The 10,618-nt window shown below is 61.0% G+C and carries 9 protein-coding genes; 3 read left to right on the top strand and 6 right to left on the bottom strand.

Features of this window, described 5'->3' with window-relative positions; all coding sequences use genetic code 11:
- Positions 1–194: 194 nt before the first annotated feature.
- Complete coding sequence (locus tag V8G57_RS07385) at positions 195–1,199, top strand: glycosyl hydrolase (protein WP_342828828.1); 1,005 nt, start codon at positions 195–197, stop codon at positions 1,197–1,199.
- A 20-nt stretch (positions 1,200–1,219) separates the two neighbouring features.
- Here the strand turns inward: V8G57_RS07385 and V8G57_RS07380 are convergent, their stop codons facing one another.
- The 3 genes from V8G57_RS07380 to V8G57_RS07370 form a co-directional block, all read right to left on the bottom strand.
- Entirely contained in the window at positions 1,220–1,780 is a 561-nt protein-coding gene (locus V8G57_RS07380) for a TVP38/TMEM64 family protein (RefSeq protein WP_342828826.1), read from the bottom strand.
- A gap of 150 nt (positions 1,781–1,930) precedes the next feature.
- On the bottom strand, positions 1,931–2,839 hold the full coding sequence (locus V8G57_RS07375; protein WP_342828825.1) for a hypothetical protein: 909 nt from the start codon (positions 2,837–2,839) through the stop codon (positions 1,931–1,933).
- A 53-nt stretch (positions 2,840–2,892) separates the two neighbouring features.
- On the bottom strand, positions 2,893–3,597 hold the full coding sequence (locus tag V8G57_RS07370; RefSeq protein WP_342828824.1) for a DUF899 family protein: 705 nt from the start codon (positions 3,595–3,597) through the stop codon (positions 2,893–2,895).
- A gap of 251 nt (positions 3,598–3,848) precedes the next feature.
- Here V8G57_RS07370 and V8G57_RS07365 point away from each other — a divergent pair, with 251 nt between their 5' ends.
- Both V8G57_RS07365 and V8G57_RS07360 read left to right on the top strand, forming a co-directional pair.
- Positions 3,849–4,037, top strand: coding sequence for a hypothetical protein (locus V8G57_RS07365; RefSeq protein WP_139220002.1), 189 nt, complete (start codon positions 3,849–3,851; stop codon positions 4,035–4,037).
- Positions 4,038–4,221: 184 nt separating this feature from the next.
- On the top strand, positions 4,222–6,426 hold the full coding sequence (locus V8G57_RS07360) for a LamG-like jellyroll fold domain-containing protein (RefSeq protein WP_342828941.1): 2,205 nt from the start codon (positions 4,222–4,224) through the stop codon (positions 6,424–6,426).
- Between the two features lie 24 nt (positions 6,427–6,450).
- Here the strand turns inward: V8G57_RS07360 and V8G57_RS07355 are convergent, their stop codons facing one another.
- The 3 genes from V8G57_RS07355 to V8G57_RS07345 form a co-directional block, all read right to left on the bottom strand.
- On the bottom strand, positions 6,451–7,497 hold the full coding sequence (locus V8G57_RS07355) for a porin (RefSeq protein WP_342828823.1): 1,047 nt from the start codon (positions 7,495–7,497) through the stop codon (positions 6,451–6,453).
- Between the two features lie 161 nt (positions 7,498–7,658).
- Complete coding sequence (locus V8G57_RS07350) at positions 7,659–9,002, bottom strand: aromatic acid/H+ symport family MFS transporter (protein ID WP_342828822.1); 1,344 nt, start codon at positions 9,000–9,002, stop codon at positions 7,659–7,661.
- Positions 9,003–9,319: 317 nt separating this feature from the next.
- Positions 9,320–10,489, bottom strand: a complete 1,170-nt coding sequence (locus V8G57_RS07345; protein WP_342828821.1) for a 4-hydroxybenzoate 3-monooxygenase — start codon at positions 10,487–10,489, stop codon at positions 9,320–9,322.
- Positions 10,490–10,618: the final 129 nt, after the last annotated feature.

Genomic DNA, 10,618 nt, shown 5'->3' with positions numbered 1-10,618 from the left:
GCCTGCAAAAAAGAATCGAGTATTGAAGCTGCTTAAGCATGTTTATCGCCCGTTTCCATATGGGCCATCAAACAATATTGCTTTATGGCATGTTATTTGCGGTGTGATACGCGAAGCCGTCATATTGCTTTACGCATCGCAGCGAGGGTGGTCCATCCGCAGCGCTCTAACAATATTCTCAAGAAAATTACTTTATGTACCTGGCATATCTTTGCGCGTTCCTTTCGCGATCGCGCCGACGCTGCGTCGCGTGGACCCTGGTCTTCGGCTGCATGGCCCTGGGCGGCTGCGGAGGCGGCGGCGACAGCGGTTCCACGGCGGCGTCAGGATCTCCGAATTCCGCCACCGTACCTGCGGCGACTTCGCCGAATCCAGCCAGTCCCGCTGCGCCGGCCGGCGCTACGCCTCCGGCCGGGACGGTGACTGCGAAGAGCGCAAAGCGCGGCGTCGCCTATGACCTGGCGAATCCGCTTGACCTTGCTGCGCTCGCGCCTGGCGTGAGCTGGTGGTACAACTGGAGTTCGCAGCCGAATGCCCAGGTCCCCGCTGACTACCGCGCGCAGTACCAGATGGATTTTTATCCCATGCTATGGAATGGCAATTACGACGCGGCCAGCATCGAAACCTCCTTGAAGCAAAATCCTCAAATCAAGTATCTGCTGGTGCTGAACGAACCCAACCAGTCCGACCAGTCCAATCTGACCCCGCAGCAGGCCGCAAGCCTGTGGCCCGGCTTCGAGGCGATTGCCGCGCACACCGGCGTCAAGATAGTCGGGCCGGCGATAAGCTGGGGCACCATGCCGGGTTATGCCGATCCGGTGGCGTGGCTGGATGCCTTCTATGCTGCCTATCGCAGCGCCAACGGCAACCGCGATCCGCAAATCGACTACCTGGCCTTTCATTGGTACGACTACGGCCTGGCAGCGCAGCTCGACCGTCTCGCCAAGTATGGCAAACCGTTCTGGGTCACCGAATTCGCCAACTGGCATGCGCAAGCCGACGGCGCGCAGATCGACACGCTTGCCAAGCAGGAGGCGCAGATGACCGACATGGTGGCGATCTGCGAGGCGCGCGCCGACGTATTCCGCTATGCGTGGTTTACCGGCCGCTGGAATAACGACAGCCATTTCACCAGCTTGCTGGGCGCTCCGGGGCAGCTTACCGGCCTGGGCCGGCTCTATCTGTCGCTTCCGCATTGATGGCAGCGGCCAGGCGCGCTTCAATGTACATGCAGCGCCTGGCCGATATAGTCAAAGAATAGGCAATACAGCATGATCGGCAACGGCAAACCGAGCATGGTGCCAACCAGGTATTTGTAGAATTTCACGCCGGACAAAGCCAGCGCGTAATTCAGCGCGGGAACGGTCTGAAACAATACCCTTAGCAACGCGATGCTTGCAACCGGATGCGCATCCAGGCCGCGGAGTATCTTCAGCGCATGGCGGTTCTTCAATTCCCGGAATGCATCGCCGCCGATGAAACGGATCGTCAGGAAAGTAAACGCGCAGGAGACGACGGCGGCGAGATAGGTTGCAAGGCCGCCCCAGGTCTTGCCCAAGGCCAGCACCGCGGCGGCGAGAAATATCCAGCCGGGTATCTGGATCAGGTTACCCAGGCAAAACAGCAAAACAAAGATCAGCAAGCCGCTGACTTCGTTGTCGGCGATCTGTTGACGAAGGAACGTTAAATTGAAATGTTCCCGCAAACCGGAAAATTGAAACAGGGCGAGCAGCAGCAACAGGAAAAGAGCAACGATCAACAGCCGTTTGTAAGGGCGCATGGCAAAGTCTCGCAAGTTAAGGTGACCCGGCCACAGGCCCTCGGTGTCGATCGTATCGGCGGTTGGATACTAACCGGTTTACCTGCGTTCCGGGAAAGCTGCGCCGGCGCGAAGCGCTACGCCCACCGGCAACCGGATGCAAGCATTGCGTCACGTGGGGTCATTATCGCTGCCGCGGTTGCGCCATTTCATGGACAGCCAGACGGCAACCGCTGTCGCTCCTGCAAACGCCAGCACTGCCAGGAAAATGGAGTGGCTCGAGATGTAGGCATAGGCCGTGACAAGCCCCACAAACAAGGGCGCCAGCCATTCCTCCAGCAGGGATGACTTGCGCCGGCCGGAGCGGCTGCGGGCATTGGGCGGCGGTGCTTGCGGTTCGCCTGAATCGGTATCCTCCGGGGCCGTGCGCTTGCGCCTTCCGGTCTCGGGAAAGGCTGCGCTTAACGCTGCATCGGGCCAGACGCCTGGCGGGCCGGAACCGCCAAGCATCCGCGCCGCGCTGCCGCTGTTTTTCCACTTCAGGAATTCTGCCGCCATGCCGGCAAAATGGTCGCCCGCTTCTGGCGGATGATTGTTGTCCAGGCGGTCCATGCTCTGCGCGCCCGTCCGCATCCATTGTTCGCCATCGGCGATATCCGGCAGGCCGGCGGTGCGCAGCAGGACGAAGCCGTCAAACTGCGTGGCGACCAGCTTCTCAAACGCTTCATAGACGGCGCGGTATGGTTCGCCAAGGGCTGCCATCACTTTTTCTTTGCGCTGCGCCAGCCGTTCCAGCGCCTGTTTCTTGCCGGTGACGAAGTAGGGATAGAGGGCAGCGGGATTTTCCGCGTCTGCCTGGAATTCGGCGCGTTCTCCCTCCGGATCGTCGATATCGAAATCGTCGATCATGCTGGCGAATTTCAGGTCGGCCTCGCCATAGATGCACCACCATAGTAGCGGCGGGCCGCCATTTGCTTCCAGTTCAATTCCTGCATCGCCCCAGAATGCGCGCCATTCATTGCGTTCGCCGCTGGGCATCGCCGGCTGCTTGCAGCCGTTCAAAAAAACCGGATGGGACATGGCGATGCCTTTCGCAAAAGAACCGGGTGGACGGCGCTGCCTGGTGCCGCCGTTTATGCCGGATAGTTCAGTTTCGGATACCAGTCGGTTCCGCGTCCTTCGGGCGTGCTGTCAAGGATGGTCCAGAGCGGCATCAGGTCGGGAGCGCCGCGCGGGTCCTGGCCGGGGTCTGCCGTCTCTGGGCCCATTTCGCCGCTCCAGAAATGGCGGATGGCGCCGTCGCGCCGGGTGAAGACATTGAAAGCCGGGATGTCGGCGTCGTCCGCGCTGACATAGTCGCGGGTGTAATCGCCGCTGACATCGGCATACAGCTTAAGGTGGCGCCATCCGCGTTCCTTCTTGAAAGCAAGCAGGCGTTCAATCGGCGAGCGCGCGACGATCACCAGCGCAATACGCTGCCCGACATCGGCCGCTTCGCCATCCCAGGCCGACAGCAGCGACGTGCACATCGGGCAAGGCCGTTCGCGCTTCGGTCCGTACATGTAGCTGTAGACCGCGAGCGTTTGCTTGTCGCCAAACAGGCTGGCGAAGCTGGCCGCGCCATCTTCGCCTTCGAAGCGGTAGTCCTTGGCTACCAGGCCGCCAGGCGGCAGTGCGCGGCGCTGTTCTGCGACCCGCTCGATGTGGCGCCTGAGTTCGATTTCTTGCGCGAGAAGCAAGTCGCGCGCACGCCGGTATTCTTCGTTCTCGTTCGGAAAGCGAACGCCATTTTTTTGGGCCAGTTCGCTTGCCGGCTTGAGTTGCTGTTGTGTGCTCATGGTTATCCTCCGATTGCCTGGCATCCATCTGTCCAGCCACGCTCAGGCGGCCGAACACGAGAGACGGCGATAAGACCGCGCCTCGCTGCTCGTTATTTACGAACGAACAACAGCGCAATGGCCGCGTTTTTCTTGGCACAGCGCGTCACAGGGATAATCGCAGGCGCGATGTTTTACAGGTTAAACCAAAACAGCAGATTTTTCCGCGTGTTGCCGTGCGAAACAATGATTCTTCCCAAGGCCATGCCGGAATGGCAATTGATGGCGTGCCCTATGTACGCACTGTGGGCGGTGCTGCCGAAGCGCCGTGCCGCATCGATCCCGATGCCTTGTTCGATTGGACAAAATTTGCCTCGCCGGGCAGGAAACTGACGAAAATTGTTAGCGCTAACATCCATTTGCGACAAGTGTCGATAGCTTTTTATTCACAGATCGTCTGAGGCCAGCAGCAGGCTGGATGTGGCACGGATCCTGCCTTTGATGCCTTCGGAAAATATATCTTTGAAGGACAAGAGCGTGAAAAATCCAGTTACCGCCGCCAGCGGCGAAGTGTCTACGGCAGCAGCGGCAAATAAAGAATCCGCCGTTGAACAGCATGTTGACGGCATGTCGCGCCGCAATTTCATGTCCAGTATCGGCATCCTGTTGCTGACTGGTTGCGGCAGCGGCGGCAGCGATACGGCGTCCGCAGCCGGCGGCAGTTCGCCTGCCGCGGCCGCCGCGCCGGCGGCCACTTCTGCAACGGCGCCTGCAAGCGCCGGCCAGATACCTGCCACGACGACAACGGAAACCGCATCCGCTCCTGCCAGCAGTACGTTTGTTCATCCGGGCCTGCTGCACACGCAGGCCGACTTTGACCGCATGAGCCAGAAAGTGAAAGCGAAAGCATCGCCGTGGATCGACGGCTGGAATGTACTGATCGCCAACAGCCATGCCCGGCTGAGCTACACGCCTCGTCCGCAAGCGGCGATTTATCGCGGCAGCGACGGCGTGCATGCGGAGAACTACACGCTTCTTTATAACGACATTGCCGCTACCTACGCTTGCGCATTGCGCTGGAAAATTTCAGGCGATACCGCTTATGCCGACAAGGCGGTGGCAATCCTGAATGCCTGGTCGTCGACGCTCACGCTATTGGGCGGCAATTCGAATGCCGCCCTGGCCGCCGGCATCTACGGCTACGAATTCGCCAACGCGGCCGAAATCATGCGCTCCTACAGCGGCTGGGCTGCTGCCGACCTTGCCCGTTTCCAGAACATGATGCGGACCGTCTTTTACCCCATCAACCATGATTTCCTGATCCGCCACAACAATACGGAAGTGACCCACTACTGGGCCAACTGGGACTTGTGCAACGTGGCTTCGATCATGGCTATCGGCGTGTTATGCGACGACCACGCCATGTTCAACGAAGCGGTCGATTATTTCAAGAACGGCGCAGGCAACGGCGCCGTTTCACAAGCCGTCTATTACATGCATCCCGGTTACCTGGGGCAGTGGCAGGAAACCGGCCGCGACCAGGGCCACAACACGCTCGGCATCGCATTGATGGGTCCGATCTGCGAGATGGCCTGGAACCAGGGAGTCGACTTGTACGGTTACGACAACAACCGCTTTCTTGCCGGCGCCGAATACGTCGCCAAAGCCAACCTGATTGAATCGGGCAGCGCGTTTTATACAGTGCCCTATGTCACTTACAACAACGTCGACCATGTCAACCAGACTGCCTTGTCGACCGCCGGGCAAGGCACAGTGCGGCCTGGATGGGCGCTGGTCTATAACCATTACGTCAACCGCAAGGGATTGGCCGCGCCTTATTCGAGGAAATTCGCGGCCCTGATCCAGCCGGAAGGCGGTGGCGGCAATTACGGTCCCAACAGCGGCGGCTACGATCAGCTGGGCTATGGCACGCTGACCTGCACGCGCGACGCAATAGCAAGCGGCGCGGCGCCGAGCGGCCTGACTGCAATTGCGAGCCAGGGACAGGTGCAACTGTCCTGGTGGGGCAGCGCGTATGCAAACAGTTATAGCGTCAAACGCAGCACGGTCGCCGGTGGACCGTATACAACCATCGCAACCGGCATCAGCGATTTGCTGACTTATACCGACAGCGGACTCGCCGCAGGCACCTATCATTATGTCGTTACCGCGCAGACGCCGTCTGGAACCAGCGCGGCATCGAACGAGGCGACCGCGGTCACGGCAGTGCAATTGCTGGCCTACCTGGCGCTGGATGATGGCAGCGGCGTCACAGCCGCCGATTCCAGCGGCAAGGGGCACGCCGGGACGCTGGTCAACGGCGCCAGCTGGGCCAGCGGCAAGAAGGGCGGGGCGGTGTCGCTGAACGGCAGCAACGGCTACCTCAGCCTGCCGGCCGATATCGTGAGCGATGTGGCGGATATCACGATTGCGGCATGGGTGTTCTGGAATGCTTCCGGGACATGGGCGCGCGTGTTCGATTTCGGTTCTGGCGCCGGCCATTACATGATGCTGGCGGCCCGCGGCAGCAGCGGGTTTCCGCGTTTTGCCATGACCGTCAATGGCGGCAGCGGCGAGCAGGGAATCGACAGCAACACGGCATTGCCGCTCGGGCAATGGGTCCACGTCGCCGTCACCCTGTCGGGCAAAACCGGAACCTTGTACCTGGACGGCAACCCGGTAGGCAGCAATCCCGCAATGGTCCTGGCGCCGTTCCGCCTGGGCAGCACCAGCCAGAACTGGATCGGGCGCTCTCAGTACGCCAGCGACCCATACTTCAACGGCCTGGTGGACGAGTTCCGTATCTATCGCGGCGCCTTGAGCGCAGCCGAGATTGCCGCGCTGATGTAGCCTGCTCAGCAGTCCCCATCCTGGTCAGAATTTGTGGCGTATGCCGAAGATGAGGGCGCTCGGATCGGCGCCCGCACTGGCTGCGGCGACTTCGCCGCCGTTGGCGGAGCCGACGCCAAAATTCGCTCCCGCGTCGTTATTGACGCGCGAGTAGCCGGTGTACAAGGTAGTCCGCTTTGACAAGTCGTAGTCGTACACCACGCCATAACTGCGTGAACCGGCATTCGCGGCGCTCTTGTTTTTCAGGCTGCCGTAGCTGAAATTCAGGCGGCCGCCGCCCAGCGGCACATCCACCGCCAGCGACCAGAAATCGTAATCGGGGACGGCCGCGCTACTGGCGTCGTTGCGCACCGTTTCGGCCACCAGGTAAGGTTTCGCAAAGATGAAATCATAAGATACGGCGGCAGCCAGGTACTTGGTGATGTTGTCCGGCGCGGAAGGCGTCTTTTTCTTCGAGGCATAGCTCGCTGCCGCGGACAAGGGGCCGTTGTCGTAATTGGCCTGGAGGTTGAACAGGTTGCCGTACGACCTGCTGGCGGTCGGCACCGTGGTGTTCTCGCCCAATGCGTAAAACAGCGTCAGCGTCACGCCGGCCAGCACCGGCGAAACATACTTGATCGAATTGTCCAGGCGTACGTCTTCGATCACCGGCACGTAAGCCGCGGAGGCGTCGCCGAAGCCAACCGCATGCGTGCTGAACTTGACGTGCATCGAATGCAGCGGTTCATATTGGCGTCCCAGCGTGACGGCGCCGGCAGGCGATCCGAGGCCGACGAAAGTCTGGCGGCCGAACAGCAGGCCGGTCTGGGCGAAGGAGCCGTTATCGACATTGAAGCCGTTTTCAAGCGTGAACAGCGCCCGCAATCCGCCGCCCAGGTCTTCCGTTCCGGTGAAGCCTATCCTGCTCTGGCTGAGGCTGCCGCTTTGCACGCGGTTCAGGCGGTCCTTGCCGTTGTCGGCGAATTCGATGCCGCTGTCGATGATGCCGTAGATGGCGACATTGGTGCTTTGCGCGTGCGCCGCGCCGGCAACGGCAGTGAGAGCGGCGCATGCAATGAGTGTTTTTTTCATGGTTTTGTCTCCGGATTTTTTATGGTCAGGTGCTGCTGCAGGAATCAAAGGCGATACGAAGCCCGAGCGAAGCGCGAGCTTCGCTGCCGGGTGTTGGTGGCAGGGGAAACCGGCCTATCTCAGCGCCGCCTTGGCGGATGGAAAAGGGCGGTCCGGTACGCTCAGCCGGTCATGCTGAGCTGCCCGTGCGATCTCAGGTGGAGATGCTTGAACAGCAGTGCTGCCGCGGCGACGAAAGCGGGCAGCGCCAGCAGGCTGAAGATGGCGCTCAGGCCCCAGCCGAACTGCAGCAGCTGGCCGCCGATCGCCGCGCCCAGGATGCCGCCGAGACGGCCGATGCCGAGCATCCAGGCGACGCCGGTAGCGCGGCCCTGGGTCGGATAGAACCCGGCAGCCAGCGCCGGCATCGACGATTGCGCGCCGTTCATGCACAGTCCGGCAATGAACATCAGCACGCCCAGCAGCACCGCGCTGCCGGTGCCGTGGCCGATGGCGTAGACGAAGATCCCGGTCAGCACATAGGTCGCCGCAATCGCCTTGTGTGCGCTCATGCGGTCCATCAGCCAGCCGACCGCCAGCGTGCCGATCACCCCGCCCAAGGGAAACAGGGCGGTGATGTTGCTGGCCTGCGCGATGGAAAATCCGGCGTTCTTGATCAGCGTCGGCATCCAGCTGGTCAGCAGGTAGAAAATCAGCAGGCCCATGAAATACGTCAGCCACAGCATCAGCGTGCCGAACCGGTAGCGCGCCGAGAAAATCACCGCCAGCGCGGTTTTTCCGGCCAGGGCGACCAGTTCCGGCACGGTAAACTGGGCCTCTGAGGTAATCGATCCAGGTGCAATGCGGTTCAGCACAGCGGCGATCTTTTTATCCGGCCAGCGCCGCACCACCATGAAACGCGGCGATTCCGGCAACTGCAGCAACAGCATCGCCAGCAGCAAAGGCAGGCAGCCGCCGACAATGAACATGCTGTGCCAGCCGTAATGCGGGATCATCCAGGCGGCGACAAAACCGCCCAGCGCCGAACCCAGGGTGAAGCCGCAGAACATGGTATTGACGATCATCGAACGTTTGCGCTGCGGCGCGTATTCCGACATCAGGGTGACCGCATTCGGCATCGCCGCGCCCAAACCGAGGCCGGTCAGGAAGCGCAGCGCGGTGAGGATCTGGATCGAGCCGGCGAACGCCGACATCAGCGTCCAGAACCCGAACAGCAGGACCGACGCCAGCAGCACTTTTTTGCGCCCGATGCGGTCGGCCAGCGGCCCGGCCAGCAGCGCGCCGACCGCCAGTCCCACCAGCGCGGCGCTCAGTACCGGCACCAGCGCCGCTTTTTCGACGTGCCATTCCTGGCTCAAGGCCGGCGCCAGGAAGCCGATGATTGCGGTGTCGAAACCGTCAATCGCAATGATCAGGAAACACAGCCCGAGGATCAGCCACTGGTAGAGGGAAAACGGTTTGTCGTCGATGAACTGCTGTACGTCGATGGTCTGCCGGGCCGTCATGTCACGCTCCCGGCACCCGGCTGGAAAACCGCGGCGTGGCGAACGGCATGGACGGCAAACGATTGCCGCGGGCTGGTGTGCATAGCTTTGTCTCCTGGATTTTATGTTTTTATCTTTTGTCGCCAAAGCGCAAGCGGCCGCCTTGCCGTGTTGCCTATCGCCGGTGTTGTGCAAGTCTTTGCTTGCTTCCGGTTTGCTGAATACTAGGGTCTGTCCCAATCCGTATCAAGACGGCGATGTTGCGCAGTAAGCGCTTATCGCCCGTATTGTGCGATATTCGCCCAAATCAAGCTTTGTCTCGAATGCATCCAGGTGCGTTAAAAATGCATGCCGACATAGTTTTCGGCCAGCGCCGTGGCCGCGGCGCGGGAAGCCACCACGTAATCCAGTTCGGCCCGCTGCAGCTGTTGCTGGAAAGGCGAGGCGTCGGCGAAAGTGTGCAGCATGCCAGTCATCCACCAGGAGAAATGCTCGGCGCGCCAGACGCGCTTGAGCGCAGCTTCGGTATATCCGGCCAGCAGGTCTTGCCGGCCTTCGCGGTAGAACTGCGTGAATCCGCGCGCCAGCAAGCGTACGTCAGAGACCGCCAGGTTGAGGCCCTTGGCGCCGGTAGGCGGCACGATATGGGCCGCGTCGCCGGCCAGGAACAATCGTCCGTACTGCATCGGGGTAGCGACAAAGCTGCGCATGCCGATGATGTTTTTCTGGAATATCTTTCCTTCCTTCAGCGTCCAGCCATCCTCGCACGCCAGCCGTGCATTCAGTTCCGCCCAGATGCGGTCGTCGGACCAGTTGCCCACATCGTCCTTGGGATCGCATTGGAAGTACAGGCGCTGTACGGTCGGCGAGCGCGTGCTTACCAGCGCGAAACCGCGCTCATGCTGGGCATAGATCAGTTCGTCCGAAGACGGCGGCGCTTCCACCAGGATGCCGAACCAGCCGAACGGATAGCTGCGCTGGAAGTCCCGGCGCGGATTTTCTGGAATGGCGGGGCGTGAAATGCCGTGGAAGCCGTCGCAGCCGATCACGAAATCGGCTTGCAGCAAACCAGGTTCTCCCAGGTGCGTATAACGCACCGACGGGGTGGCACCCTGGAGGTCGTGCAGGCTGGCGTCGCTGACTTCGAATAGGATTTTTCCGCCAGCAGCCAGGCGCGCCGCCACCAGGTCCTTGATCACTTCATGCTGCGCATACACGGTGATCGAACGGCCGGTGAGCTCGGTCAGGTCGATGCGATGGCGGCGGCCGCCGAAGGCCAGCTCGATGCCGTGGTGCACCACTCCCTCGCGCTGCATCCTGGCGCCGACCCCGCTTTGCACGAGGATATCCATGGTGCCCTGTTCCAGCACGCCGGCGCGGATGGTGGCCTCGATCTCGGCGCGGCTGCGGCTTTCCAGCACCACCGATTCGATGCCGGCCAGGTGCAGCAGGTGCGACAGCAACAGGCCTGCCGGACCGGCGCCGATAATCGCTATTTGCGTCTTCATTCGTCTTCTCCATTGTTTGATGATTTTTTTTGTGCATCCCTTATGGATATGAATCCTAGTCCAGCCGGTGCCCGTAAAAAATGGATGAAACGAGGAATAACTTGTACTATTTTGACAGTCGCTTCTTCC

The organism is Collimonas rhizosphaerae (genome assembly GCF_038896935.1).
GTDB lineage: Bacteria > Pseudomonadota > Gammaproteobacteria > Burkholderiales > Burkholderiaceae_D > Collimonas > Collimonas rhizosphaerae.
This window is presented reverse-complemented; position numbering and strand designations above follow the sequence as displayed.